Below are 26,492 nucleotides of genomic sequence, written 5' to 3'. Positions count from 1 at the left end.
CAAGGTTGCGCCGCGATCACCCGCACTGGCCGCGATGGCGTAGCTTATGGTCGGCGAGCACCAGCGCGACCATCGCCGCGACCACCGGCGCGCCCCGAATCCCGACGCACGGATCGTGCCGGCCTTTGGTGGCGATGTCGGTGGCCGCGCCGTCGCGAGTGATCGTCTCCACCAGCGTCAGGATCGAGCTGGTCGGCTTGAACGCGACGCGCAAGGTGATCGGTTGGCCTGTGGAGATGCCGCCCGCGATGCCGCCGGCATGGTTGGCGAGGAACAGCGGCCCATCATTGCCCGGGCGCATAGCATCGGCATTGTCCTCGCCACGCGCCGCCGCCGCGGCGAAGCCATCGCCGATTTCCACGCCCTTCACCGCGTTGATCCCCATGCAGGCATGGGCAAGCTCGGCATCGAGCTTGGCATAAAGCGGCGCCCCCCACCCCGCCGGCACACCCTCCGCCGCGCAACCGATCACCGCGCCGAGCGACGATCCCGCCTTGCGCGCGGCGTCGACCAGCCCTTCCCAGCGCGCCGCAGCCTGCGCATCGGGGCAGAAGAAGGGGTTGCGGCCGATCTCGGCGGGATCGAAGCGCGCGGGGTCGATCACGTCGCCGCCGATCGCCTCGACCCAGGCGGTGATCGTTACCCCGGCGATGATCTTGCGCGCGATAGCGCCGGCGGCGACGCGCATCGCCGTCTCCCGCGCCGAGGAGCGCCCACCGCCGCGATAATCGCGAAAGCCATATTTGGCGTCATAGGCATAATCGGCATGGCCCGGGCGATAGGCTTGCGCGACCTCGCTGTAATCCTTGGAACGCTGATCGACATTGTCGATGTGAAGCGCGATCGGGGTGCCGGTGGTCCGCCCCTCGAACACGCCGGAGAGGATGCGGACCCGGTCGGGCTCCCGGCGCTGGGTGGTGAAGCGCGACTGGCCGGGGCGGCGCTGATCGAGGAACGGCTGGATATCGGCTTCGCAGAGCACGATCCCCGGCGGGCAGCCATCGACCACCGCCCCGATTGCCGGACCGTGAGACTCGCCCCAGGTGGTGAGGCGGAGGAGATGACCGAAGCTGTTGTGGCTCAAAGGGGCATCCCGACGGTTGCTGGCATCATCGTTCCGGCGTCTCGCACAACCGTTTGCCTCGGTCTATTCCCCTCTCCCCTCGGGGGGAGAGGGAGGGGCCCGTCGCCTCGCGACGGGAGGGTGAGGGGAGCGCGGCCATGATAGCCTGTAGCACACCGTCGATATTGCTCGTCACCTCATGGTTCCAGAAGCGCAGCACGCGATAGCCTTGGCCGACGAGAAAGGCATCCCGCGCGGCATCCGCCGCTTCGGCTGCGGCGCCACTATGGGTTTCGCCGTCCAGCTCGACCACCAGTCTTGCCTCGGCGCTGAAGAAATCGACGATATGGCGGCCGAGCCAGACCTGGCGGCGGAACTTGTGTCCGTGAAGTTGGCGGTTGCGTAGACGTGCCCAAAGCAGCGCTTCAGGCGTCGTCTGGTTATGGCGGAGCGACCGTGCCCGCGCGAGTGGCGTGCTTCCTGGCGGCCGGCGCATCCCCCTCACCCTCCCAAGCTGCGCTTGGGCCCCTCCCTCTCCCCCCTTGGGGAGAGGGGGTTACCCCAGCGCGATATCCGGCGCGTCCTCCGCCTTCATCCCGATCACGTGATAGCCCGCGTCGACATGGTGCGTCTCGCCCGTCACCCCGGCCGACAGGTCGCTCAGCAGATAGAGCGCGGAGCCGCCGACATCCTCGATCGTCACGTTACGCTTGAGCGGCGAATTATATTCGTTCCACTTCAAGATCAGGCGGAAATCGCCGATGCCAGACGCCGCCAAGGTCTTGATCGGCCCCGCCGAAATCGCGTTCACCCGGATGCGGTCGCGGCCCAAATCGGCGGCGAGATATTTGACGCTCGTCTCGAGCGCCGACTTCGCCACCCCCATCACATTGTAATGCGGCACCACTTTCTCGGCGCCATAATAGCTGAGCGTCAGCAGCGCGCCGCCGTTCGGCATCATCGCCGCCGCACGCTGGGCGATGGCGGTGAACGAATAGACACTGACGTTCATCGTCATCAGGAAATTGTCGAGGCTGGTGTCGCAATAGCGACCGCGCAGTTCGTTCTTGTCCGAAAAGCCGATCGCGTGGACGACGAAATCGATGGTTGGCCAGCGCGCCGCCAGCTCGGCGAAGCAGCGGTCGAGCGCGGCCATGTCGCTCACGTCGCAATCGATCAGGAATGGACCGTTGGCGCCGCCCCCGCCCTCGCCGAGCAAGGATTGCGCGAGCGGGCGCACGCGCTTTTCCATCACCTCGCCCTGATAGCTGAAGGCGAGTTCGGCACCCGCCTCGTGCAGTGCCTTGGCGATCCCCCAGGCAAGCGACTTGTCGTTCGCGAGCCCCATGATCAGGCCGCGCTTGCCGCGCATCAATTCAGTCAAGGCTCAGGCCTCCCCGTCGAAATCGTCGCTCCTTACGCCCTGATCCTCGGCTTCGGCTAGTGCCGCGTTGAGCTGCGCGCCGACGACAAGCCCCAGCCCGACCAGGAAAAAGAAGATCAGCGCGATCATCACCCCGGCGAGGCTGCCATAGGTCATGTCGTAATTGGCGAAGTTGGCGAGGACGAAGGGCAGCGCGGTCGTCACCGCCAGCCACCAGCTCGCGGTGAAGACGGCGCCCGGCCATTTGGGGGCCTGGCTATCGCGATATTGCGGCGGGGTGAGCGAGTAGAACAGCATGTAAAGCGCGCCGAACAGCGCCACCGCCGGCGCCAGCCGGGTGACCGAGACGATCGAGAGCGCGCCGGTCGCGAACGGCAGCACGCGCATGATGAACTGCTCCACCGCGATCAACGTCACCTGCAAACTGAACGCGAGCAGCACCATGACCAGCGACACAACAATCAGCGCGATCGACCACAGCCGGTAATGCCAGAACGGCCGGATCGACTTGACGCCGTAAGCGCGGCGCAGAATGTCGCGGATCGTCTCGACGAAGCTCGCGGTCGACCACAGCCCGACGATCGCCCCCAGCCACAACAGCGAGCCCGATCGCGCGGCGAGCACGTCGGAGATCGGCGTCTTGAGCACGCCGGCCACCTCGGGCGGCACGGTGCGCAGAAAGGTTTCGACCGTGCGCAACCCTTCCTCCGTCCGCCCCACCAGCCGCGCGACGGCGGCGGCGACGATGAAGAAGGGAAACAGCGTCAGGATCGAAAGATAGGCAAGATTGCCGGCATGGATAAAGCCGTCCGCCAGCACGCCCGAGGTGACCCGCGCCAGCACCTCGCGCGCGTAACTGCCTGGCGCCATGAAAGCGAGCCGGCGATCGAGCTTCAGCCCGCGTTCGGGGTGAAGCCGCCGTTCCTCGGGCGAGCGGGCGGAGAGATGCTGCATGACCGGTGCTCAGAACGCCCGAAAGTGGCGCGCGTTACCCCGCGCCCGTTCACCCATCGAATTTGCCGCGGGGATTGCCTTGATCGCGCGCGCCCCAGCGTTGGACGAACTCGACCAAGGCATCGTCGATCACCGGGAGATCGACGAGCAGGGTGACGAGCTGGTCGCCGCGCCCGGCCTTGCCCTGAAAGCCCTTGCCCTTCAGTCGCAGCACCTTGCCCGAGCTCGATCCCTTGGGGATGTTGAGCATCACCGGGCCTTCGACCGTCGGCACCTTCACCGGCCCGCCGAGCACCGCCTCGGCGAGGCTCACCGGCAGGTCGAGCCGGACATCGTCGCCATCCCGGGTGAAGAAGCGGTGCGGCAGGATATCGAGCGTTACCAGCGCGTCGCCGGGGCCGCCCGGGCCGGGATCGCCCTTGCCGGCGAGGCGGAGCTGCTGACCGCTCTCGAACCCGGCGGGAAGCTTCAGGTCGATCGTACTGCCGTCGCGTAGCGCGATCCGCTGGGCCTTGAGCGTCGCGGCATCGACGAACGGCACCGCGAGCTTATAGGCGACATTGGCGCCCTTGGGCGATGGGCGCCGACCAAAGCCGCTCGCGAAACCGCCGCCACCGCCGCCGCGCCGGCCGCCGAACAACCCTTCGAAAATGTCGCCGAAGTCGGAAGAATCGCCGCCCGAAAATTCGAACCCGCCCGGCTGGAATCCCGCACCGCCACCGCCCGGCCCCTGGCGGAATTGAAACGGGTTCATCGGATTGCCGTTGCCGTCGATCTCGCCGCGATCGAAGCGCGCGCGCTTGTCCTTGTCGGACAGCAGATCATAGGCCTGGGTCACCTGGCTGAAGCGTTCGGCGGCCTTTGGGTTGTTGGTGTTGCGATCGGGGTGCAGCTCCTTGGCGAGCTTGCGATAGGCCTTCTTGATGTCAGCCTCGCTCGCGCCTCGCGCGACGCCCAGCAATTGGTATGGATCAGCCATTGGGTCCCTCTTTCCCGCCTATTTGGGGGATTTGGGCAGCGGGTGCAAATGGCGGGCGCTCATGGGCTCCGCCCTACCCCCGGTTCACGAAATCCCAGACCTTCGAGATCACCACCGATCCCTCGCCCACCGCCGCCGCGACGCGCTTCACCGAGCCCGCCCGCACGTCGCCCACCGCGAAGATGCCGGGGCGCGACGTGGCATAGGCCGAGCCATGGCCGGTGACGATGAAGCCCTTGGGATCGAGCTCGACCAGATCGGATAGCCAGGCGGTGTTGGGCGCCGCTCCCACCATCACGAACAGCCCGCGCGTGCGCACGATCCGGTCTTCCCGCCCGGCGCTGCGGATCGTCACGGCGGTGAGCCCGTTGTGATCGCCGTCAAGCGCGACCACCTCGCTCTCATATTCGATGCTGATATTGTCGGCGGCCTCCAACCGCTCGCTGAGATAGCTCGACATCGACGCAGCGAGCGAGCCGCCGCGCACGATCAGCCGCACGCAGCGCGCGCTGCGGCTGAGGTACATCGCCGCCTGCCCCGCCGAATTGCCGCCGCCGATGATCACCGCCTCGGTTTCGCGGCAATAGCGCGCCTCGATCTCGGTCGCGGCATAATAGACGCCCTTGCCCTCGAACTCGATCAGCCGGGCGAGCGGCAGGCGGCGATATTGCACCCCGGTCGCCACCACGACCGCGCGGGCGCGCACCCGGCGCCCATCGTCGAGCGTCGCGCAGAAGGCGCCGTCCTCCAGCTGATCGAGCGAGGCGACGCGATAGGGCATCACGAAGCGGGTGCCGAACTTCATCGCCTGCACTTCCCCGCGCCACACCAGATCGGCGCCCGAAATGCCGGTGAGAAAGCCCATATAATTTTCGATCCGGCTGGAGGTACCGGCCTGGCCGCCCACGGCCAGATCCTCCACCACCAGCGCGCGCAGCCCTTCGGCGCCGGCATAGACCGCCGCCGCCACCCCCGACGGACCGCCGCCGACGATCAGCACGTCGAACGCGTGCTCCTCGTTCAGTTCCATGTCGAGGCCGAGCAGCTGCGCCACGACGCGGGTCGTGGGTTCCTCGATCCATTGGCCGCGTCCGAAAATCACGCCGGCCCGGTCGCTCGGCGTCTCGCAGTCGGCGGCGGCGGCGCGCGCGGCCTCGCTGCCCAGCGGATGCGAACGATAGGGAATTTTGTTCCGGCTGGCGAATTCTGCGACGCGGCGCACCGCGACATCCTCATCCTCGCCGATCAGCGTCAGCGCGCTGTCCTGCTCGTCGAGCTGGCGGCGGCGGCGCGCGGCGAGCACCGTCAGGATGATGTCGCTCATCTCCGGCGTTTGCGCCATCAGCGCGAGCATCGCCTCGCGCGGCACCTCGATCACGCGGGTCGGGCGGCAGGTGCGCAGCGGCAGCGACCAGTTGCCGGCGTTCAGGAAGGCGATCTCGCCCATGAACTGGCCCGGACCCAGCGAGCTCGGCAAATGACGCTCGCCGGTGAAGGGGTTGAACACCTCGATCTCGCCTTCCTCCACGTAAGTGAAGCGGTCGATCGGCTTGCCCGGATCGGCGAGCACGGTGCCGGGGGGATAGTCCACCGTCCGCCCCGCCGCGCGCATCGCCGCGACATGTTCGGGGTGGAGCGGGGTGCGCCGCATCTGCCGCAGATCGCCGGCGATGGTTTCCATGATCGTCTCTCCCGCCCGATGGGGCCGCGCCGCCATAGCAGCGCCGCGCAAGGCGCGCCAAGCGCGGGGAGCGATCATTTCTGCTATAGACAGATAACACACCGCCGGTTAGCGTTTCCCAAAGTCTTTGCGGGGAAGAAACGATGCTCGAACTCAGCCATGTTACCCATGTTTATCCCAACGGCACGCGGGCGCTCGACGATGTGAGCCTTTCCATACCGACGGGCATGTTCGGACTGCTCGGTCCCAATGGCGCGGGCAAGTCGACTCTGATGCGCACGGTCGCGACGCTGCAAACGCCGAGCAGTGGCAGCATCCGCTTCGCCGACATCGACGTGATCGCCGAGCCCGAGCGGCTGCGCGAACAGCTTGGCTATCTGCCCCAGGATTTCGGCGTCTATCCGCGCGTCTCCGCCTACGACATGCTCGATCACATGGCGGTGCTGAAGGGCATCGCCAGCAAGAGCGAACGCCGCGATACCGTGGAGACTTTGCTCAACCAGACCAATCTGTGGAACGTCCGCAAGAAGGCGATCGCCGGCTTTTCGGGCGGGATGCGGCAGCGGTTCGGCATCGCCCAGGCGCTGATCGGCAACCCGCGGCTGATCATCGTCGACGAACCCACCGCCGGGCTCGATCCCGAAGAGCGCAACCGCTTCCTCAACCTGCTCGCGGAGATTGGCGAGCAGGTGGTCGTGATCCTGTCGACCCACATCGTCGAGGATGTCGCCGATCTGTGCCCGCGCATGGCGGTGCTCGCCGGCGGGCGCATCCAGTTGGAAGGCGCCCCGCTGGAACTGATCGCGCGCAGCCGTGGCAGCGTGTGGGCGAAGACGATCGACCGCGCCGCGCTCGAAGCGCATCAGGCGCGCTACGAGGTGATCTCGACCCGCCTGTTCGCCGGCCGCACGGTGATCCACGTGCTGAGCGAGAGCGATCCTGGTGATGGCTTCGAAAGCGTGAGCGGCGGGCTGGAGGACGTGTATTTCGCGACCCTTGCCCGCTCGCGCCGCCCCGCCACCCCCACCGCCCAAGCGGCCTGAGCGGGAGACCGGACCGATGTTCGCGAGTATCGCGCGTTTCGAGCTGCGCTACCAGCTCCGCAACCCCGTCTTCTGGGCGGTGGCCATCCTGTTTTTCCTGCTGACCTTCGGCTCGGTGACGATCGAGCAGATCCGCATCGGCGGCGGCGGCAACATCCACCGCAACAGCCCCTTCTCGATCGTCCAGACGCAGCTGATCCTGTCGATCTTCTACATGTTCGTCACCACCGCCTTCGTCGCCAACGCCGTGGTGCGAGACGATGAAAGCGGCTTCGGATCGATGGTGCGCACCACACGCGTGTCGAAAGCGGCCTATCTGCTCGGCCGCTTCACCGGCGCGCTGACGGCGGCGGCGATCGCGTTCCTAGTGGTCCCCTTCGCGATTTGGCTGGGCTCGTTCATGCCCTGGGTGGATCGCGAAACTTTGGGGCCGAACCTGCCGGCGGCGTATCTCTACGCCTATTTCGCTTTCGCGCTGCCCGACATGATCCTGACCGCGGCGCTGTTCTTCGCGGTCGCGACGGTCACGCGGTCGATGACGTACAGCTATGTCGGCGTCGTCGTGTTCCTGGTGCTGTATTTCGCGTTGACGGCGACGGTGCGCACCCAGCCCCAGCTGCGCGAGACGATCGCTTATATCGAACCCTTCGGGATCGGCGCCTTCGCGCAGGCGACGCGCTATTGGACGGCGGCGGAGGCAAACCGGTTGGTGCCGCCGATCGGCGGCGTGCTGCTCGCCAACCGCGCGATCATGCTCGGCATCGCCCTGCTCGCGCTGGGCTTCGCTCAGTGGCGCTTCAACTTCGTCGCCCCCGGCGTTTCCGCCAAAAAGCTGAAGCGGTTGGCGCGGCGCGAGGCGAAGCTCGCGGCGAGGCCCGCGCGCACCGTCGATCGCCTCCCCGCCCCCCGCCCCGCCGCCGCTGGCGGCGCGCGCATGGCGACGCGGATGCGCTTCGAAATGGCGCAGGTGTTCAAGAGCCCGGCCTTCTTCGTCCTGATCCTGCTCGGCCTGTTCAACGCGACCGCCGCGCTGTTCGTGAGCGGCGACCTCTACGGCACGCCGCCGCTGCCGCTGACCTTCTCGATCATAGGGGTACTTAACGGCAGCTTCTCGATCGTCCCGTTGATCATCGCGGTCTATTATGCCGGCGAACTCGTGTGGCGCGACCGCGAGAAGCGGATGCACGAAATCGTCGATGCGACCGCGCTCCCCAATTGGGCCTATCTCGTGCCCAAGGTGGCGGCGGTCGCGGCCGTGCTGTTTTCGACCCAGGTGATCGCGATGCTCGCGGGCATCTTCGTCCAGCTGGTGCGTGGGCAGAGCGACCTCGCGCTGGGCGGCTATTTCTGGTGGATGCTGCTCCCCAACAGCGTCGACATGCTGCTGCTCGCGATCCTGGCGGTGTTCGTCCAAGCGCTGGTGCCGAACAAATATCTCGGCTGGGGGGTGATGGTCATTTACCTCGTGGCCACGATCACCCTGGGCAATATCGGCTTCGAACATCCGCTCTATACCTACGGTTCGACCGGCAATGTCAGCCTGTCGGACATGAATGGCGACCGGGTGGGCGGGGCGATGGGCTGGTGGCTGCGGCTCTATTGGGGCGCGATCGCGCTGATCCTGGCGACGCTCGCGCATCTGCTCTGGCGGCGGGGCACGCAGGTGAGCCTGGGCGCGCGCGTGGCGCGGATGCCGCGGCGGCTGGTCGGCGTGCCGGGCGTGCTGATCGGCGCGGGCGCCGCGACCGCGGCGAGCGCCGGCGGCTTCATCTTCTACAACACCAACGTCCTGAACGAATATCGTACCCAGCAGGACCAGGAGAAGCGGCTCGCCGATTACGAGCGCCACTATCTGCGCTATGAAAATGTGAAGCAGCCCTCCACGACCGACATCAAGCTCAACGTCGATCTGTACCCGCACGATAAGCGGGTGGAGGCGCGCGGCGAATATCGGCTGGTGAACGATACCGGCGCGCCGCTCGGCGAACTGCACCTGCGGTTCCTCGATCCCAATATCGACATCCTGTCGATGCGGGTGCCCGGCGCGACGCTGGCGATGAACAATGCGCGCGACCGCTACCGCATCTATCGGTTCAAAACGCCGCTCGCTCCCGGGGGCACACTGCCGGTCAGCTTCGCGACCCGTGCTTGGCAGCGGGGATTCCGTGCCCAGGGCGATCAGGTCTCGGTGGTCGACAATGGCAGCTTCATCAATAACTTCACGATTGCGCCCATCGTCGGCATGAGCCGCGACAATCTGCTGCGCGACCGCGTCGCGCGACGGCGCCAGGGACTGCCCGCCGAACTGCGCCCGGCCAAGCTGGAAGACCTGAACGCCACCGCGCGCAACTATATCGCCAATGCGAGCTGGGTCCGTTCGGACATCACCGTGACGACCGAGGCCGATCAGACGCCGATCGCGCCTGGGCGGCGGGTGGCGGACAGCGTCGCCAATGGGCGGCGCACCGCGCGCTTCGTTTCGGGCGCGCCGATCCTGGCGTTCTTCTCGGTGCAATCGGCGCATTATGCCGAACGCTCGGCCGATCTCGGCGGCGGGGTGAAGGGCACCATCTATTTCGACGCCAAGCATCCTTACAACGTCGATCGGATGCTGAGGGCGATGAAGGCGGCGCTGGACTATTACCGTGCGAATTTCGGGCCTTATCAGTTCGATTATGCCCGGGTCATCGAATTCCCCGGCTATCAAACCTTCGCTCAGGCGTTCGCCGGCACCATTCCCTATTCGGAGCGGATCGGCTTCATCGCCGACGCCCGCAACCCGGACAGCATCGACTATCCCACCTATGTCACCGCGCATGAGCTGGGCCACCAATATTGGGCGCACCAGCTGATCAGCGCCGACATGCAGGGCGGCACCATGCTGGTGGAAAGCATGGCGCAATATTCCGCGCTGATGGTGATGAAGAAGCTCTATGGCGAGGACAAGATTCGCCGCTTCCTGAAGTACGAGCTCGACAATTATCTGCGCGCGCGCGGCAGCGAAGCGGTGGAGGAACTGCCGCTCAACCGCGTCGAGAACCAGGCCTATATCCATTACCGCAAGGGCGCGGTGGTGCTGTACCTGCTGCAGGACCGGCTGGGCGAGGGACGGGTGAACGCGATGCTCGCCAAGCTGCTCGATCGCTATCGCTTCAAGGGCGCGCCCTATGCCCGTTCGACCGATCTGGTCGATGGCTTCAAGAGCCTGGCACGCACCGACCAAGAGCGCGAGCTGGTGAGCGATCTGCTCGAACGCATCACCCTTTACGATCTGAAGGCGCAAAGCGCGAAAGCGCGGCGCCTGCCCGATGGCCGGTACGAGACGGTGCTGAAGCTCAGCACCGCCAAATTCTACGCCGATGGCCGTGGGCAGGAGACCAAGGCGCGCTTCGCCGACCAAGCCGATCTCGGCCTGTTCGGGGCCCGACCGGGGCTCGGCGCGTTCAGCGCCAAGGACGTGATCGCCTTCGAACGCCGGCCGCTGGCGAACGGCGCGCAGGAGGTGCGGCTGATCTCCGCCAAGAAGCCTGCCTTTGTCGGGGTGGACCCCTATAATAAGTTCATCGATCGCAACCCCGATGATAATGTGATCGCCGTGGAGTAGACCCGCCATGACGATCACCATCACCGCCTTCGCCAATTCGCCCGATCGCGGCGTGGGGCTCGCGCGCGACATGCGCGTCCGCTGGGCGCTGGAGGAAGCGGGGCTGGCCTATCAGGTCCGCGCGCTGTCGTTCGAGGCGATGAAGCAGCCGGCGCATCTGGCGCTGAACCCGTTCGGGCAGATCCCCACCTATGAGGAAGACGGCCTCGCGCTGTTCGAAACCGGCGCCATCGTGCTGCACATCGCCGAGCGCCACGGGGTGCTGCTGCCGCGCGATGCGCAAGGCCGGGCGCGGGCGATCGCCTGGATGTTCGCCGCGCTCAACACCGTCGAGCCGCCGATCTTCGAGCTGTCGACCGCGCGCCTGATCGAACCGGGGGAGCCCTGGGCGACGGGGCGGATGCCGCTGGTCGAAGCGCGGGTCCACGCGCAACTCCGCCCGCTGATCGCCTGGCTCGGCGATCGAGAGTGGCTGGAGGTGGATTTCAGCGCCGGCGACTTGTTGATGATCGCGGTGCTGCGCCGACTCGAGCCGGGTGGATTGCTCGCGCAGCACCCGACACTTGCCGCCTATGTCGCGCGCGGCGCCGCGCGGCCGGCCTATCAACGCGCCTTCGCCGCGCAACATGCCTTGTTCCTGGAAAGCCAGCCGACCGGCTGACCCGATCGCGATCAGCCGACAGCGGCGATCTTCGCCGCTTGATGAGGCGCGCCCAGCATCGCTTCGAGTACCGGCGGCTGCGCTGGCACCGGCTCGCCCTTGCCACGACGATAGGCGCTTGGATCGACGCCATGCAGCGTGCGGAACGCCCGGCTGAAGTGGCTACGGCTCGAAAAGCCGATGGTCGCCGCGATCACTTTCACCGGCACATTGGTGGTGCGCAGCATGTCGGCCGCCTGATGAAGCCGGGTGCGCGCGACGAACGCCATCGGGCTCATGCCGAACGCCAGGCCGAATTCGCGGGCGAAGGATGATCGGCTCATCCCCGCGGCGGCCGCCAAAGATGCCACGCTGTGGCGCGCCGCGGGCCGGTCGAGCACCGCGGTCACCGCCTTGCCCTGCCGCGGGTCGCGCATAGTGGACAGCAGCTGCGGCTCGCGCTCTCCGCTGCCAAAATGCCGGCGCAGCAACATCAGCACGCATAGCTTCATCAGCGCGCTGGTAAGCGCCCGCGACGCCGGCCCCGGCTTGGCCATTTCCGCCAGCATCATGTGATAAGCGAGCTGGACGATCGGCTCGCCACCCAGATTCTCCGCGATCGGCCGCCGCACCGTATCGAGCAGCCCGAACGAACCCGAAATATTGGCGGTGATGGTGCCGCACACGAAGCGCAGGTCCGCCCGGCCGGAACGGGTAGCGTCGAACCGCAGCATCCCGTTCGCCAGTTTATCGCCGAAATCCACGCTGCGAGGAGCCTCGTGCGGCCCTTGATCCGCCGCGACCGTCTGATGGGTAAAAGGCGGCACAAGAACAACGCTGCCAGCCGGGCAGATGATCATCCCCGCCTCCGGCGTTTCGAGGTAAAGCGTGCCGGTAAGGACGTAATGAACCTCGATCTCGGGCACCCCCGGGATCACTAACTTCTGGCCCCGCTCCGCCTGGCACACTGCAAAGGCATCGATCGACACATCCAGTGTCCGCAGCAGCCGATCGACGAACTACCCATCCATTACGCCAACTCCACCCCGCACATTCCAGGGGGTTAGTTAACGACGCTCCGGCGGCGAGACCATCTTCCCAACGTTTCTGGTCACCCCCGCAAGACGATAGGGCACCATTTTTATTGGAATACCGCAATTTTGGACAAAGTATCGCGCGGCAAGACAGGCGCTATAGCGGCATCGTGCGGCCCTTGAGGGCAAGCAGGCGGCCGATAGCGTCGAACAAGGAGTCCATCGCGACAGGCTTGAACAGTACCTCGTCGGCACCGCCTGCCAGACATTCATCGCGCAGATTGGGGGCGGTGTCGGCGGTGATGACGATCACCGGCAGCGCCGCCTTGTGATCGGCGCGCGCCCGGATGTGCCGGATCGCGGTCATGCCGTCCATGCCCGGCATTCGCAGGTCCATCAACACCACGTCGAAGTCGTGCGCGTCGAGCAATTCCAGTCCGCGCTCGCCACTGTCGGCACCGGTCATGCGCGCGCCGGCCACGTCGAGCATGTCCTGCACGACCCGCCGGTTCATCGCGTCATCCTCGACAAAGAGGATTTTCATGCCGATCCGTCCCTCGCACCGATGACAGGCGTATTACTTATATCCATCACTGGTGCTCTATCGCCTCAAGCAGCGTGCGATTCAAGCGTTTCAAACGACGCAAGCCGATGCGAACGACGATAGACGATTTCGCGCAATGCCGCACCCGTAATGGGCTTCGCGACGACCGTAATCTTGCCAGAAGGAGCGAACTCCGGCGCGCGCGCCAGGCAATGGACGGCGCCCGTCGGCAGCCGTTCGGCGAGCGCATCGAGCACCACCGCCCCCGATTCGGGCAGCGCGGCGTCGTCTATCAGGACACGTTCGGGGAGATGTTCGGCGATCAGCGGCTCGGCCTCGGCGAGCGTCGCCACAACGGCCACCGCCCCAGCCTCGGGCGCGAGCGCCGCCTGCCACATCGCCCGCGCGATCGGGTTCGGATCGACGATCACCAAAGTCGGCCGCGGCGCGCTTGCCGCGATCGGCGCATGCGTCGCGCGATAGGGGAACGTGAAGACGAAGCGCGATCCCTCGCCCGGCTGGCTGCTGACCACGACATCGCCCCCCATCGCGCGCGCGAGCTGGCGGCAGATCGCGAGGCCCAGGCCAGTACCGCCATAGCGCCGCGTGGTGCTGGCATCGACCTGACGGAAAGCCTCGAAAATCTCGTCCAGCTTGTGCGGCGGAATGCCGATGCCGGTATCAGTGACGGCGATCTCCAGCATTTCGTCGCTCAGCCTCGCGCGCAGCGTCACATGACCCTCGCGAGTGAACTTCATCGCATTGGACAACAGGTTGAACACGATCTGCCGCACGCGCCCGGGATCGCCGCTCACCCAGTCTGGGAGCCCATCCAGCGCCACCGAGAAGCCCAGGCCGCGCTGCTGCGCCGGCTCGTCCCACAATCGGGCGACATCGCGGAGCAGCGCCGGCAGCGCGACCGGCACTTCCTCGATCGTGAGATTGCCCGTCTCCATTTTGGCGACATCGAGAATATCGTCGACCAGCGCCTTCATGGTGACGCCGGCGCTTTGCACCACCTCCAACCGATCGCGCGTCGGCGCTGGCAGGGCCTGATCGGCGAGCATCACCTGCGTCATGCCGAGGATGCCGTTCAGCGGGGTACGGATTTCGTGGCTGGTGGTCGCCAGGAACTCGGTCTTGGCCTTCAGCGCGTGTTCGAGTCGGGCGTTGGTCGCGGCGAGATCGGCGTTGGCGGCGCGCACCTCGTTGCGGCTGCGCCGGAGCAGCAATAAGCCGGTGGTGAGCATCGCCGCGACGACCAGGCCGACAATCCCCAGCCCCCTGGACATGAGCTGCTGGGTACGGGCGCGAGCGTGCTCGAACGCGAGCTGCTTGCGCGCCTCCTCGGCCTTCAAATTGGCGATCTTGAGGTTCTGGTTGGCATAATCGAACCGGGCCGCCATCAGCGCGGTGTTGGTGGACGCGGCGAGCTTGGTCGCCTTGTCATCGATCCGCTTCAGCGCCTCGAGATAACGCAGCGCGAGCCGCTCGTTGCCAACGGCGCGATAGATGCGATAGGCGGTTTCGTGGGCCTCCGCGAAATTGATCGAGGTTTCAGACAGGTTGATGCCGGTAAAGGCGCGGTTGATTAAGCTAATCGCGTCTCTTAGGTTTCCCTGCTGATACGAAGCTTGAGCGGCTATCGACGTCAAGATCGGTGCCAAGTGCGCCGCTTCCGGCCTTTGAGCAAATTTGAGCCCATAGGCCACCGAATATCTGGCAGCATTAATGCGGTTTTGTTTTAGTTCAGTTCGAGCTCTGTTCGCCAAAAGTCGAGCACTGGCCATGGCACTATTCATACCTTGCGCCACTTTAAGAGCTACGTTGTATAGTTTGATAGCCTCATCATACCGCCCTAGAGCGGTTAATGAATTGCCGCGATTATTTGAAGTGGCAATCGTTAGATTGTCATCCCCAGGATATAGATCAGCGGCCTCAGCATCATATCTCAAGGCCATCTCATAGTCGTTTCCGTCTCTATATAATGATGCAATCTGCTGCAGCGCAATGGATTGGCTTCTAACCTCTCCAAGTATTCTAAATATATTGTGAGCCTTTTGATAATCGGTCAAGGCTTGCGTGGCATCGGCCTGTGCGGTAGCGATCCCGCCATGAGTAAGCAAAAGATCGCCGCGAAGCTTGGTTAGCTTAGTATCATTACCAACAATATGTAGCGCCTCGTTGATCCTTGGCGCTGCTTTCTGAATATCATTAAGTCTGAGGGAAGCCTCACTTTCAAGCCAAAGAGCTTCAGCAAGTTTTTGTGAGGGTAGTGGACTTATCTTCCGGATGAGCCGTTCGCCCTGGGTGGCTTGCTTGAAGGCCGTGGCTGGATCGGTACGCATCGCGGCTTTAGCGCCGTCTAGGTATTTTTCATAGGCGACGCTGTTCGCGAAGAATTGCTTATGATCAGGGGTATCAGCTCGCACGAGGTCTTGCGGTACGATGGCGCATGGTGCGGCGGCAATTCCCAGAATAATGCGCTTTAACAGCCGCGACATCACGCGCTCTTCCAGAAACTCGCCCCGCGGTTGAAAGCATCGCGGGGGTCGGCGACCATGTTCAGATGCTGCTTTTCGTTCAGGAAGTGGATCAATGCCGCCATCCCGATCGGCCGGCTGATCAGGAAGCCCTGCGCCATGTCGCAGCCCATCACGCTCAGCAGGGCAAGCGCCGCCGGCGTTTCGACCCCCTCAGCGGTCACTTCCATTTCCATCGCGTGCGCAAGGTCGATCGTCGACCGCACGATCAGCGGATCACGATTGCTACCCGTCAGTTGCATGACGAACATCTTGTCGATCTTCAGTTCGCGCGCCGGCAGTTGCTTGAGATAAGCAAGCGATGACAGGCCGGCGCCATAATCGTCAATCGCGATCGTTATCCCCATGTCGGCGAAGATCTTCAAATGCCCGATCGCGGTCTGTGGATCGCGGATCACCGAGGTTTCGGTGATTTCCAGTCCGATCTTGTTGCCCGCCCCCTGCACCATCTGGCAGGCGCGGGCGACAAAAGCAGCATCGGCAAGCAACTGGCCGGAGATGTTAACGAACACCATCAGGTCATGGCCATTCTCGGCCAATTGCCGCTGATCGGCGATCGCGCGCTCCAGCGTCCACAGCGTGATCGGGCCGATCAGCCGCGCCTCTTCGGCGACCGTGATGAAGTGGCCGGGCAGAACCAGGCCGCGCGTTGGATGTTGCCAGCGCACCAACGCCTCGACGGAGCGTATCTCCTGGCGGCGCAGATGCACTTTGGGTTGATATTGCAGGAATAGCTCGCCGCGGTCGACCGCGCGGCTCAAGTCGCGGATCAGCGAGACCCGATCGAAACCGCCATCGCGCTCGCCAACCTCGTGGAGCACAGTACGCTGCTCGCAGCGGGCGGTCGCGAGCGCCGCCTCGGCTTCCTCGACCAGACGGACATCGTCGAGCGCCGCGCAGGGGGCGGCCGCCCCCGCGATCAGCAGCTCGACTTGATGCTGCTCGCCGTCAAGCGTCAACGGTGGCGCGAACAACTGCCCCAGATCGGCGGCCGCGCGGTTCAGATCACTGCGCTCGCCGCCCTCGAACCTCAGTTCGATCATCGTCCGGCCAACCACCGCGAGCCGCGCCTGAGGCAGCAGTTCGGCGGCGCGATCGGCGACGTCGAGCACCAGGCAATCCGCCCGCGGCGCGCCGAGATGACGACGCAGGACGGCGAAATTGCCAATCTCGACCAGCAGCAGGAAATGCCAGGGATCGATCGGCTTGGTTCCGCCATCAGGGTCGGGCGTGCCCATGGCGGTCGGTCGGCGGCCAGCCAAAGGCCGGCGCATGAACGGGGCATCGAACACGATCGATTCGCGACGCGGCACGGCGAGTGGCGAGGCCGACGCGAACAGCGCGTGGCGCCACGTCTCATTTTGGGACCAATCCCAGCCGGGTTCCTGCGGACGCACCATCAAGCGTGCAATGCCAGCAAGGGCTGAAGGAAGCGTTAAGCGCTTTCGCCGCAACGCCCTCCAAGCGGTTGCGTTAACGTTACATTTCAATTAATAAGTGCGGGCACGGGCGATCCTCGTGCAAGTCTGGGAGACAAAGAATGTTCGCGCTGTTCTTCGCGTTCTACAACGGGCAGGAAATGCGTCCCTGGTGAACGCCTGCGGCCTTGGCCGGGAGACAAATCGTTGATTAGCAACGGTTTTTAAACACCCGCCAAGGCCGCAATCTCCCCTCTACCATCAGTTACACGTCGTTTTTCGGTCCGCCGCCGCCGCGCGAATAGTTAATTTTTGTCCCGCTTGACTATCGCGAATCGGGTAGGTTATTAACTAAGGTTAACGCGTTTCGCGGGCGACTGTCACGACGTTGCCCATCCCCCGCCAACCGCCTTGAACAGTGCCGCCGTCGCCTGGCGCAGCAGCGCGTCGCTCGCCGCCACTTGTTCGGCCGCCTGCAAGCGCTGCACGTCCGCCGCGATCACCGCGTCCTGCGCGATCAAACCGGCCCGAAAGCGGGCGTCGACCGCCGCGCGCGACCGCTCGGCGTCCGCGAGCGCGTGGCGAAGCGTCGCGTTGCGCCGGCGCTCCGCGTCCAGCCGGCTCAGCGGGTCTTCGACGTCGCGCAGCGCCTGGAGCACGGTCGCCTTGTAATCGCCATAGGCCTGCTCGCCCGCCTCGCGCGCGATCTTCACATTGGCGCGCCGCCGACCCCAATCGAGCAGCGGGAAGCTCACCGCCCCCTGCCCAAGTCCTTGGAAGCTGTCACCCGAGATCAGGTTCGAGAGGCTGGCGGACAGCAATTGCGCGGTGCCGGTGAGGCTGACGCGCGGATAGAGTTGCGCGACCTGCACGCCGATATCGGCCGTCGCTGCGGCAAGGCGGCGCTCGGCGGCGCGGATATCGGGGCGGCGGCGGAGCAGATCGGCGGGTAGGCCGGCGGGCACCGCGGGTGGCGCGCCCAGCTCGGCGCCGGGCGCTTGCAGCTCGCCGATCAACGCTTCGGGAGGTTGCCCGGTGAGCACGCCGAGCGCGTGCATCCGCAATTCGGCATCGGCGCGTAGCGGTTCGATCCGCGCCTGCGCCTGGGTGAGATTGCCGCGCGCGCGAATCGCGTCGATGCTCGGCGTCACGCCGGCACGTGCCTGATTTTGCGCGATTTCGATCTGGCGTTGATGGCCGGCGATTTGCTGCTCGATCAGCGCGATCTGTGCTTGGTCGAGCCGGAGCGCGAAATAGGCGTCGGCGATCTCGGCGGCGAGGGTGACGCCGGCATCGCGCGCGCTCCATTCGGCTGCCTCGGCGCGAGCGGTGGCCGCCTCGCGCTGACGCCGCACACCGCCGAACAGATCGAGCTCCCAGCTCGAATCGAAGCCCAGCGCGTAGGTCGTAATGCCGGTCCCGGGCAGCGCCAGCCCGCCCCCGGTGTTCTGATTCCCCTGGAATTGCCGCGCGAGCGACGCGAAGCCAGCGTTGCGCGAGAATTCGACATGGGTAAGATTCGCCCCCAGATTGACCTGCGGCCGCCCCGCCGCGCGCGCGACGATCTCCTGAAGCCGGGCCTGACGCACGCGCGAGGCGGCGATCTGGATCGTGGGATTGTCGGCGAGCGCGCGTTCGACCAGCGCGGTCAGCCGTGGATCGCCAAACGCGGTCCACCACCGCGCGACATCGACCTCACCCGTCGCCGCCGCCACCGGTTTGGCATAGCTCGCCGGCAGCGGCATTTCGGGCCGGCTGTAATTAGGCCCGACGGTGCAGCCGGCGAGCGCGAGCGCGGTGCCGGCGATCAGAAAAGCGCGCATCGTCAATGTCCCACGCTAGGCCCGCCGCCAGCCTTGGCGGCACGCATCACGAAAACCACCGGCGCGATGACCAGAATCACGATCATCAGCGTTCGGAACACGTCGAGGAAGGCGAGCATCGTCGCCTGGCGCTGCACCTCTTGATAGAGCAGCGCGAGCGTCGCGTTACCACCCGCCGGCTGGCCGATCGCCTGGCCGGCCTGCGCCAGCCAATCGTTATAGAGCGGATTTCCCGGATTGAGCCGCTCGACGCTGACCGATTGCTCGACCTGGCGATAGGTCGAAAGCAGGCTTTGCGACGCGGCGATGCCGATCGACCCGCCCAGATTGCGCGCGACGTTGAGCAGGCTCGATGCCTGCGCGGTCTTGGTCTGCGGCAGACCGACATAAGCGACCGCGTTGATCGGCACGAACAGGAAGGGCAAGGCCGCCGCCTGATACATCCGCGCGATCGCCGCATCGGTGAAGGTGATGTTGGCGTTCAGGTGGCTCATGTTCCACAGCGCGAACGCCTGGACGAGCAAGGCGGGGAAAATCAGGAAGCGCACGTCGATCTTGCTCGACAATCGCCCCGCCACCGGCACCATCGCCAGTGTCGCGAACCCACCAAAGGTCATCGCCAGCCCCGCCTGGAACGCGGTGTAGCCCAGCACTTGTTGCAGCATCTGCGGGATCAGCTGAGTGGTGCCGAACAGGATCATGCCCGTGAGCAACATGATCAACAGCGTCAGCGAGAAGTTGCGCGAGCGCATCAGCTTCAGGTCGACCACCGGCTCGGGGTGCGTCAGTTCCCAAACGACCAAGCTGGCAAGCGAGATCGCCGCGATGGCAGCGGTCGTGATGATCGTCCCGCTCGCGAACCAGTCCTCGCGCTCGCCGCGATCGAGCGTATATTCGAGGAAGCCGAGCCCCAGCGCGACCAGCAGGATGCCGAGATAATCGACCCGAATGCCGCGCGCGAGCAGCCGGTCGCGGGCATCGCGCACCGCCTTCGGCTCATCGACCAACAGGTGGACCAGCACCACCGCGATGATGCCCACCGGCACGTTGATCAGGAAAATCCAGTGCCAGCTCGACACGTCGGTGATGTAACCGCCAAGCGTCGGCCCCAGCACCGGCCCTACCACCACCACGATCGCGAAGGCGGCGAACGCCATCGCCCGCTTGTTGGGCGGGAAAGTGTCGGCGAGGATCGACTGCTCGACCGGGGCGAGGCCGCCACCGCCAATCCCCTGCAGGATGCGCGCGATCACCAGCGTCGTCAGATCGGGCGCGAGGCCGCACATCAGCGACGACAGCGTGAACAGCATGATCGAAATCTGGAAATAGCGCTTGCGCCCGATCACGTCGGACAACCAGCCGCTGATCGGAATGATGATCGCGTTGGCGACCAGATAGCTGGTCAGCACCCAGGTCGCCTGATCGGTGTCGATCGAGAGGCCGCCGGCAATATGCTGGAGCGAGACATTGGCGATCGAGGTGTCGAGCACTTCCATGAAGGTCGGCAGGCTGATGATCGCCACGATCAGCCAGGGATTGTTCGCCCCCGCGGCGGAGCGTTCCGGAGTCCAGGCCGGGGCGGCGGCGCTCGCCATCAGCGCACCTTCACCGTCGGCACCACCGACATGCCCGGGCCGATCGGATAGCGTCGCGGATCGGGGCCGTTCTTCAGATCGAACTCGATCCGCACCGGCACGCGCTGCACCACCTTCACGAAATTTCCGGTCGCGTTCTGTGCCGGAAGGATCGACTGCGCCTGCCCCGCCGCGCGCTGGATCGAATCGACCGTACCCTTGAAGGTAACGCCCGGAAACGCATCCACCTTGATATCGACCGGCTGACCTGGACGGATGTGAGTCAGCTGGGTTTCCTTGAAATTCGCGGTCACCCAGATGTGATCGGGCACGATCGACATCAGCGCGGTGCCCGGGGCGACATAAGAGCCGAGATCGACCGAGCGGTTGAACACATGCCCGTCGACCGGCGCTTCCAGCCGCAAATTGCCGACGGTGACGTTGGCCTGGCGCACTTGTGCCTGCCGGGCCTCGATCTGGGCCTGCGCCGCGCGGACGTTGCGGTCGGCGACCTCAACCTGCGCCGCGGCGTTGCGGATCGCGCTTTGCGCCGCCGCCGCGGATGCCGCCGTCTGGCGCGCCGCCGCGCGTGCCGCGTCGAGCTGTTGCCCGGCGACCGCGGCGGCGTCGATCCGCTGCAATTCCTGATAACGCGCGAGATCCTGGGCCGCGCGCTCGGCCTCGGCGAGCGGGGCGCGGGCATTGGCGACCGCCTGGGCGCGCGCGGCCTCGGCCGCTGTCACCTGCGCGCGCGCGGTTTCGAGCTGCGCCTGCGCCTGGGCAACGCCCGCCTGGCTTTCGGCGAGTTGCGCCTCGGGGCCGCTGGGCTTGATCAGTGCGAGCAACTCGCCCCGGCGGACATGCTTGTTGTCGACATCGGCCACCTGGATCAGCGTGCCCGCGACTTCGGGTGCGAGCCACACGACATGCGCGTCGACGAAAGCGTCGTCGGTGCTCTCGAACTGGCGGCTGTGCTGCCAATAGAGGAAGCCAGCGACGGCGATGGCCGCGACGATCAGCAGCGCGACGATCCAGAAGCCGGAACGCTGGAAAGGCGAGCGCTTGGCCGGGGCGGGCGGCGTTTCGACAGTATCGGTGCTCATGCGGGCTCCTGGCGGATCGAATCGAGAATGGCGTCGATATTGGCGGCGATGCGCGCCTTGAGATCGGCGACCAGCGCGGCGTCGAGCTGATCGCGTTCGAGCAGGCGCAGGCACGATGCGCGCGACGCCCGCATCACGATCACCTGCCCGATCAGCGTGACGGTCAGTAGCCGCGCGCGGTAGCGATCGTGCGAGGCCGTCGCGATGCAGACCAGTTCGGCGAGCTGGCCCAGCATCGTGCCGAGCAGCCCGCCGTAGATACGATCAAACGCCTGGGTCGGGCGCATCTGTTCGCGCACGATGAACAGCGAGCGCGCCTCGATCTCGGGGCTCACCATCTTGTCGGCGAAATCGGCGATCATGCGCTGAAGCAACGCGCGCGCCGCGACGGCGTCCTCGGGCAGCTTCTCGCTCGCGAGCGCCAGGTTCGGGCCGAATTCCTCGGCGGTGCGGCGGGCGATGTGATCGGCGGCCGCGAGGTACAGGCCTTCCTTGCCGCCATAATGATAGGTGATCGACGACATCGCGGTGCCGGCGGCGGCGGCGATGCTGCGCGTGCTCGCACCTTCGAGGCCCTTCGCCCCGAATTCCTCGACCGCGATGTCGAGCAGTCGTTCATGCGTCTCGCGACTCGCCATGACGCGCATCTAGTTCGTTCGAACGAACAAGGGAAGGGGCGAGCTTCTTGCAGGTTGCCGATGGCAGGCGTTCGGCTCCTGAAGCCCCTCCCCCCTACCCACGCCTTTGAAGGGGAGAGGAAAGATAATTTGATGAGGAGTTTAAGCCCTCTCCCCTTCAGGGGAGAGGGTTGGGAGAGGGGCCGGTGCTCGCGGGCCGGTCAGCTATCTCGTCACGCCGGCACCCGTTCCCCCTGCCCCACCGCCGCCCGGCCCGGCGCGGGGTTCGAAAATTCCATCTCGTCGTCCACCGAGCCGAAGCGGAGCGCCATCAGATCCTTGGCGTAATTCTGATGCACCCGCCACGGCGCGCGGTTGCCGCGCTTGGGAAAACGTTCGAGCGCGCGAGTGACATAGCCCGAGGTGAAATCGAGGAAGGGCTGCGCCTCCACATCATGCGCGATGCGCGGCGTCGCCTGGCGCAGCCCGCGCTTCTTGAGCGTGTTGAGCAGCCGACAGACATAGCCGCAGGTCAGGTCCGCCTTCAGCGTCCAGCTCGCATTGGTGTAGCCGAAGGACGAGGCCAGATTGGGCACGTCGCTATACATCATGCCCTTATAGCTGAAGCAGTCCGCCAGGTTCACCGCGCGGCCATCGACGCTGAACGCGACGTCGCTCAGCAATTGCAGCTCCAGTCCGGTCGCCGAGACGACGATATCGGCATCGAGCCGCGCCCCCGATTCGAGCACGATCCCGCCTTCGTCGAACCGGGCGATGCGATCGGTGACGACATCGGCCCGCCCCCCCTTGATCGCCGCGAACATGTCGGCATCGGGCACCAGGCATAGCCGCTGGTCCCACACATTGTAGCGCGGGGTGAAATGCCGGGCGATCGTTTCGCTCGGCAGATGCTCGGCGAGCATCGTCAGCACGCGCTCCTTGGCGCGCTCCGGATGCTTGCGCGCGGCGTTGAAGAAATAGAGGCTGAACAGCACGTTCTTCCAGCGGGTGATGCCATAGGCGACCTTGGCCGGCAGCAGCGTCCGCAGCCGATTGGCGATCGCGTCCTCGCTGGGGCGCGACACGACATAGGTGGGCGAGCGCTGGAGCATCGTGACGCGCGCGGCCTGTTTGGCGAGTTCGGGCACCAGCGTCACCGCGGTCGCGCCCGATCCGATCACGACGACGCGCTTGCCGGCGTAATCCAGCTTGTCCGGCCAGAACTGCGGGTGGATCAGCTGGCCCCGGAAGCTCTCGGCGCACGGGAAATCGGGCATGTGGCCGCGGGCGTAGTTGTAATAGCCCGAGCACATGAACAGGAAATTGCAGCTATACTCGACCTCGCGCCCCTCGGTCCGCGCGGTGACGATCCAGCGCGCCGCCCCGCTGTCCCAACGCGCGGCGAGGACGTGATGGTTGAAGCGGATATGGCGGTCGATCCCGTATTTGCTGGCGACCCCCTCGACATAGGCCTTGATCGAGGGACCGTCGGCGATCGCCTTGGGGTTGGTCCATGGCTCGAAGCTGTAGCCCAGCGTGTACATGTCCGAATCGGAGCGGATGCCGGGGTAGCGGAACAGATCCCACGTCCCGCCAATCGCGCCGCGCCCTTCCAGGATCATGTAGCTGCGATCGGGCGCCTTGTTCTGCAAATGCCAGCCCGCGCCAATACCCGAGATACCGGCCCCCACCACGATAACGTCGACATGCTCCATGACGCGGCTCTCCTCGCCCATACCGGATATTCGATTTTCAGACGGAGGGCAAAGGAAAGGCGCGGCGGACGCGGCCCCGTGGCGGCGCGCGGGATAGCGGCGTAGAAGCAGGCGGCGCGTGATCGTCTGTTACCGTAAGCCGTTCCAGCGAAAGGGAAAGCCGATGCTCCTGCCCACCCCTGCCAATTGCGCCGTGTTGTTCCTTGATCTGCAGGAAGGGATCGTCCCCGCCAGCCAGACCAACCCGCGCGACCGCATCGAGCGCGCGGCGGGCGTACTCGCCGAACTCTGCGCCCTGCACCGCCTGCCGGCCTATTGCTCGCTGGTGAGCCAGGGCGGTGACTTCCTGACGGCGGTGACGGGGCCGCTCGGCGGCGGGGATTTGCGCCCACGCGTGACGACTTCGGCCCTCTCGGACACCGGCCTCGTCACGGCGCTGGAGGGGCGGCAGCTGCTGATCCTCGCCGGCGTGGCGAGCGAGATCGTCGTCCAGCGCACCGCGCTCGACGCGCTGGCGGCGGGGTTCCAGCTGCTGGTCGCGGTCGATGCCTCTGGCGGTCTCGATCCGCGCACCGAGGCGGCGGCATGGAGCCGCATCACCGCCGAGGGCGGACGGCTCTCCTCGGTGGTGACGCTCGCCGCCGAACTCGCCGGCGATTTCACCAGCGAGCTTGGCGGGCAGACATTGGGGCTGATGTACCGCCTGATCGGCTGAGGCCTATCCCCGCGCCTTTGCCAGCGCGCGATATTTGTGGAGCAGCGGCTCGGTATAGCCATTGGGCTGCGCCGCGCCCTCGAACACCAGCGCGCGGGCGGCCTGGTACGCCAGCCCTTCAGGATCGCCCGCCATCGGCCGGTAGAGCGGATCGCCGGCATTCTGCGCATCGACCTTCGCCGCCATTCGCGCGAAGGCGGCGTCGACCTGCTCGGCCGTGCACACGCCGTGCTTCAGCCAATTGGCGATGTGCTGCGAGGAGATGCGCAGCGTCGCGCGGTCTTCCATCAGCCCAATATCGTTGATGTCGGGCACTTTCGAACAGCCAATGCCCTGATCGATCCAGCGCACGACATAACCGAGAATGCCTTGTGCGTTGTTGTCCAGCTCGCGCTCGACTTCCTCCGGCGTCCAGTTGCGCCCGCCCGCGAAGGGCACGCTCAACAGCTTGGCGAGCGGCGGCACCGCCTCGCCGGCGATCTCGCGCTGGCGGGCGAACACATCGACCTGATGATAATGGAGCGCATGGAGCGTCGCCGCGGTCGGCGAGGGCACCCAGGCGGTGTTGGCGCCCGCCATCGGGTGGCCGATCTTCTGCGCGACCATGTCCGCCATCCGATCGGGCGCCGCCCACATGCCCTTGCCGATCTGCGCCCGGCCGGACAGGCCGCAGGCGAGGCCGATGCGGACGTTGCGGTCCTCATAGGCGCTGATCCACTCGCTCGCCTTCATCGCCGCCTTGGGGATCACCGGACCGCCGGCCATCGCGGTGTGGATTTCGTCGCCCGTGCGATCGAGGAAGCCGGTGTTGATGAAGACGATCCGGCCCTTCACCGCCTCGATGCAGGCGGCGAGATTGGCGGAGGTGCGCCGCTCCTCATCCATCACGCCGACCTTGATGGTATGGCGGGCCAGGCCGAGCAATTCCTCCACGGCATCGAACAGCCGGTTGGTGAACCCGCACTCCTCCGGCCCGTGCATCTTGGGCTTGACGATATAGACGCTACCCGCCCGGCTGTTGCGATAGCGCCCCAGCCCGCGCAGGTCGTGGAGCGCGATGGTCGAGGTGACGATCGCGTCGAGAATGCCCTCGGGCGCCTCGCCGCCGCCAGGGAGCTTCACGGCGGGCGTCGTCATCAGATGCCCGACATTGCGCACGAACAGCAGCGAGCGGCCCGGAAGCGTGAAGGCGGTGCCATCGGGCGCGGTGTAGCTGCGATCGGGGTTGAGCCGGCGGGTGAGCGGCTTGCCGCCCTTGTCGAACGTCTCCTCCAGACTCCCACGCATCAGCCCCAGCCAATTGGCATAGGCCGCGACCTTGTCCTCGGCATCGACCGCGGCGACCGAGTCTTCCAGGTCGACGATCGTGGTGAGCGCCGATTCGAGGATCACGTCGGACACGCCATCAGGATCGCGTGCTGCAACGGCGTTGGCGTCGTGGCGGACCTCGATATGCAAGCCGTTGTGGCGGAACAACTTAGCGCCCTCGCCGCGCCCGACGAGATGCGCGTCATCGCGCCAGCCGGGGATCGCCTGATCGAGGAAGGCCTTGGCGCGCGCCACCACCGCGTCACCGCGCGCCACATCATAGCCGCCGGGGCGCGCCGGCGGCGCATCGAGCGCGTCGGTGCCGTAGAGCGCATCATATAGGCTCCCCCAACGCGCGTTCGCGGCGTTGAGCACGAACCGGGCGTTGAGCACGGGGACGACGAGCTGCGGCCCGGCCATCGTCGCGATTTCGGGATCGACATTGGCCGTCTCGATCGTGAACGGCGCGGGTTCGGGGACGAGATAGCCAATCTCGCGCAGGAAGGCCTCGTCGACCGCGCCACCCGCCGCGTAACGCGCGTCGATCGCCGCCTGCAGCGCGTCGCGCTTGGCGAGCAGCGCGGCATTTTCGGGCGCGAACCGCGCGAAGATGTCGGCGACGCCCGCCCACCAGCCGGCAGGCTCGATGCCGAGCGGGGGCAGCACTTGCGCCTCGATGAAGTCAGCCAGCTTGGCGGCGACGCTCAGGCCAGCGCGATCGACAAAGGACATGATTCCTCCCTTTCGGTA

General features: G+C 65.9%; 20 protein-coding genes. 4 read left to right on the top strand and 16 right to left on the bottom strand.

Annotated features, from left to right (window positions below; translation table 11 throughout):
* Window positions 1–16: 16 nt before the first annotated feature.
* The 6 genes from aroC to K2X73_RS04360 form a co-directional block, all read right to left on the bottom strand.
* Window positions 17–1,084 carry a chorismate synthase gene (gene aroC / locus K2X73_RS04385; protein WP_294108890.1) on the bottom strand — a complete coding sequence of 356 codons (1,068 nt, stop codon included), beginning with the start codon at window positions 1,082–1,084 and terminating at the stop codon, window positions 17–19.
* Between the two features lie 25 nt (window positions 1,085–1,109).
* Window positions 1,110–1,559: a DUF559 domain-containing protein gene (locus K2X73_RS04380; RefSeq protein ID WP_294108889.1), complete on the bottom strand. Its 450-nt coding sequence runs from the start codon at window positions 1,557–1,559 to the stop codon at window positions 1,110–1,112.
* Window positions 1,560–1,619: 60 nt separating this feature from the next.
* On the bottom strand, window positions 1,620–2,447 hold the full coding sequence (gene fabI, locus K2X73_RS04375) for an enoyl-ACP reductase FabI (protein WP_294108888.1): 828 nt from the start codon (window positions 2,445–2,447) through the stop codon (window positions 1,620–1,622).
* A gap of 3 nt (window positions 2,448–2,450) precedes the next feature.
* Window positions 2,451–3,401, bottom strand: a complete 951-nt coding sequence (locus tag K2X73_RS04370) for a YihY/virulence factor BrkB family protein (protein WP_294108887.1) — start codon at window positions 3,399–3,401, stop codon at window positions 2,451–2,453.
* 49 nt (window positions 3,402–3,450) lie between these two features.
* Window positions 3,451–4,380, bottom strand: a complete 930-nt coding sequence (locus K2X73_RS04365) for a DnaJ C-terminal domain-containing protein (RefSeq protein ID WP_294108886.1) — start codon at window positions 4,378–4,380, stop codon at window positions 3,451–3,453.
* Window positions 4,381–4,453: 73 nt separating this feature from the next.
* Window positions 4,454–6,061 (bottom strand): FAD-dependent oxidoreductase, encoded by a 1,608-nt coding sequence (locus K2X73_RS04360; protein WP_294108885.1) that lies wholly within the window; start codon window positions 6,059–6,061, stop codon window positions 4,454–4,456.
* A 143-nt stretch (window positions 6,062–6,204) separates the two neighbouring features.
* Between K2X73_RS04360 and K2X73_RS04355 the strand changes: the two genes are divergently transcribed.
* The 3 genes from K2X73_RS04355 to K2X73_RS04345 are packed head-to-tail and all read left to right on the top strand — an operon-like array spanning window position 6,205 to window position 11,369.
* Window positions 6,205–7,104 (top strand): ABC transporter ATP-binding protein, encoded by a 900-nt coding sequence (locus K2X73_RS04355; RefSeq protein WP_294108884.1) that lies wholly within the window; start codon window positions 6,205–6,207, stop codon window positions 7,102–7,104.
* Between the two features lie 16 nt (window positions 7,105–7,120).
* Complete coding sequence (locus tag K2X73_RS04350; RefSeq protein WP_294108883.1) at window positions 7,121–10,708, top strand: M1 family aminopeptidase; 3,588 nt, start codon at window positions 7,121–7,123, stop codon at window positions 10,706–10,708.
* 7 nt (window positions 10,709–10,715) lie between these two features.
* On the top strand, window positions 10,716–11,369 hold the full coding sequence (locus K2X73_RS04345; protein ID WP_294108882.1) for a glutathione S-transferase family protein: 654 nt from the start codon (window positions 10,716–10,718) through the stop codon (window positions 11,367–11,369).
* A gap of 11 nt (window positions 11,370–11,380) precedes the next feature.
* Here the strand turns inward: K2X73_RS04345 and K2X73_RS04340 are convergent, their stop codons facing one another.
* The 9 genes from K2X73_RS04340 to K2X73_RS04300 form a co-directional block, all read right to left on the bottom strand.
* Window positions 11,381–12,352 (bottom strand): helix-turn-helix domain-containing protein, encoded by a 972-nt coding sequence (locus tag K2X73_RS04340; protein WP_294108996.1) that lies wholly within the window; start codon window positions 12,350–12,352, stop codon window positions 11,381–11,383.
* A 187-nt stretch (window positions 12,353–12,539) separates the two neighbouring features.
* The gene (locus tag K2X73_RS04335) at window positions 12,540–12,926 is read right to left on the bottom strand and encodes a response regulator (protein WP_294108881.1); all 387 of its coding nucleotides are present in this window, start codon (window positions 12,924–12,926) and stop codon (window positions 12,540–12,542) included.
* Window positions 12,927–12,991: 65 nt separating this feature from the next.
* The gene (locus K2X73_RS04330; protein ID WP_294108880.1) at window positions 12,992–15,430 is read right to left on the bottom strand and encodes an ATP-binding protein; all 2,439 of its coding nucleotides are present in this window, start codon (window positions 15,428–15,430) and stop codon (window positions 12,992–12,994) included.
* Window positions 15,430–16,869, bottom strand: coding sequence for an EAL domain-containing protein (locus K2X73_RS04325; RefSeq protein ID WP_294108879.1), 1,440 nt, complete (start codon window positions 16,867–16,869; stop codon window positions 15,430–15,432). The genes K2X73_RS04330 and K2X73_RS04325 overlap by 1 nt, the downstream gene beginning before the upstream one ends.
* A gap of 398 nt (window positions 16,870–17,267) precedes the next feature.
* On the bottom strand, window positions 17,268–18,710 hold the full coding sequence (locus K2X73_RS04320; protein ID WP_294108878.1) for an efflux transporter outer membrane subunit: 1,443 nt from the start codon (window positions 18,708–18,710) through the stop codon (window positions 17,268–17,270).
* A gap of 2 nt (window positions 18,711–18,712) precedes the next feature.
* Entirely contained in the window at window positions 18,713–20,305 is a 1,593-nt protein-coding gene (locus K2X73_RS04315) for a DHA2 family efflux MFS transporter permease subunit (protein ID WP_294108877.1), read from the bottom strand.
* On the bottom strand, window positions 20,305–21,387 hold the full coding sequence (locus tag K2X73_RS04310; RefSeq protein ID WP_294108876.1) for an HlyD family secretion protein: 1,083 nt from the start codon (window positions 21,385–21,387) through the stop codon (window positions 20,305–20,307). The genes K2X73_RS04315 and K2X73_RS04310 overlap by 1 nt, the downstream gene beginning before the upstream one ends.
* Window positions 21,384–22,025: a CerR family C-terminal domain-containing protein gene (locus K2X73_RS04305; RefSeq protein WP_294108875.1), complete on the bottom strand. Its 642-nt coding sequence runs from the start codon at window positions 22,023–22,025 to the stop codon at window positions 21,384–21,386. The genes K2X73_RS04310 and K2X73_RS04305 overlap by 4 nt, the downstream gene beginning before the upstream one ends.
* A 212-nt stretch (window positions 22,026–22,237) precedes the next feature.
* Entirely contained in the window at window positions 22,238–23,719 is a 1,482-nt protein-coding gene (locus tag K2X73_RS04300; RefSeq protein WP_294108874.1) for an NAD(P)/FAD-dependent oxidoreductase, read from the bottom strand.
* A gap of 163 nt (window positions 23,720–23,882) precedes the next feature.
* Between K2X73_RS04300 and K2X73_RS04295 the strand changes: the two genes are divergently transcribed.
* The gene (locus K2X73_RS04295; protein ID WP_294108873.1) at window positions 23,883–24,434 is read left to right on the top strand and encodes an isochorismatase family protein; all 552 of its coding nucleotides are present in this window, start codon (window positions 23,883–23,885) and stop codon (window positions 24,432–24,434) included.
* A 3-nt stretch (window positions 24,435–24,437) separates the two neighbouring features.
* On the opposite strand, the gene K2X73_RS04290 is transcribed toward K2X73_RS04295, so the two are convergent.
* Window positions 24,438–26,477: a malate synthase G gene (locus K2X73_RS04290; protein WP_294108995.1), complete on the bottom strand. Its 2,040-nt coding sequence runs from the start codon at window positions 26,475–26,477 to the stop codon at window positions 24,438–24,440.
* Window positions 26,478–26,492: the final 15 nt, after the last annotated feature.

Origin of the sequence: Sphingomonas sp. (assembly GCF_019746665.1) — a bacterium.
Classification (GTDB): Bacteria; Pseudomonadota; Alphaproteobacteria; order Sphingomonadales; family Sphingomonadaceae; genus Sphingomonas.
The sequence above is the reverse complement of the archived record's forward strand: the minus strand, read 5'-3'. Positions and strand labels throughout refer to the sequence as shown.

What these genes read in the sequence shown, in the direction of transcription:
- K2X73_RS04310 (WP_294108876.1), bottom strand. Translation starts at nt 21,387, where the DNA reads ATGAGCACCGATACTGTCGAAACGCCGCCCGCCCCGGCCAAGCGCTCG.
- K2X73_RS04365 (WP_294108886.1), bottom strand. Translation starts at nt 4,380, where the DNA reads ATGGCTGATCCATACCAATTGCTGGGCGTCGCGCGAGGCGCGAGCGAG.
- K2X73_RS04305 (WP_294108875.1), bottom strand. Translation starts at nt 22,025, where the DNA reads ATGGCGAGTCGCGAGACGCATGAACGACTGCTCGACATCGCGGTCGAG.
- K2X73_RS04315 (WP_294108877.1), bottom strand. Translation starts at nt 20,305, where the DNA reads ATGGCGAGCGCCGCCGCCCCGGCCTGGACTCCGGAACGCTCCGCCGCG.
- K2X73_RS04350 (WP_294108883.1), top strand. Translation starts at nt 7,121, where the DNA reads ATGTTCGCGAGTATCGCGCGTTTCGAGCTGCGCTACCAGCTCCGCAAC.
- K2X73_RS04380 (WP_294108889.1), bottom strand. Translation starts at nt 1,559, where the DNA reads ATGCGCCGGCCGCCAGGAAGCACGCCACTCGCGCGGGCACGGTCGCTC.
- K2X73_RS04370 (WP_294108887.1), bottom strand. Translation starts at nt 3,401, where the DNA reads ATGCAGCATCTCTCCGCCCGCTCGCCCGAGGAACGGCGGCTTCACCCC.
- K2X73_RS04330 (WP_294108880.1), bottom strand. Translation starts at nt 15,430, where the DNA reads ATGTCGCGGCTGTTAAAGCGCATTATTCTGGGAATTGCCGCCGCACCA.
- K2X73_RS04325 (WP_294108879.1), bottom strand. Translation starts at nt 16,869, where the DNA reads ATGGTGCGTCCGCAGGAACCCGGCTGGGATTGGTCCCAAAATGAGACG.
- K2X73_RS04355 (WP_294108884.1), top strand. Translation starts at nt 6,205, where the DNA reads ATGCTCGAACTCAGCCATGTTACCCATGTTTATCCCAACGGCACGCGG.
- K2X73_RS04345 (WP_294108882.1), top strand. Translation starts at nt 10,716, where the DNA reads ATGACGATCACCATCACCGCCTTCGCCAATTCGCCCGATCGCGGCGTG.
- K2X73_RS04295 (WP_294108873.1), top strand. Translation starts at nt 23,883, where the DNA reads ATGCTCCTGCCCACCCCTGCCAATTGCGCCGTGTTGTTCCTTGATCTG.
- K2X73_RS04300 (WP_294108874.1), bottom strand. Translation starts at nt 23,719, where the DNA reads ATGGAGCATGTCGACGTTATCGTGGTGGGGGCCGGTATCTCGGGTATT.
- K2X73_RS04335 (WP_294108881.1), bottom strand. Translation starts at nt 12,926, where the DNA reads ATGAAAATCCTCTTTGTCGAGGATGACGCGATGAACCGGCGGGTCGTG.
- K2X73_RS04360 (WP_294108885.1), bottom strand. Translation starts at nt 6,061, where the DNA reads ATGGAAACCATCGCCGGCGATCTGCGGCAGATGCGGCGCACCCCGCTC.
- K2X73_RS04320 (WP_294108878.1), bottom strand. Translation starts at nt 18,710, where the DNA reads ATGCGCGCTTTTCTGATCGCCGGCACCGCGCTCGCGCTCGCCGGCTGC.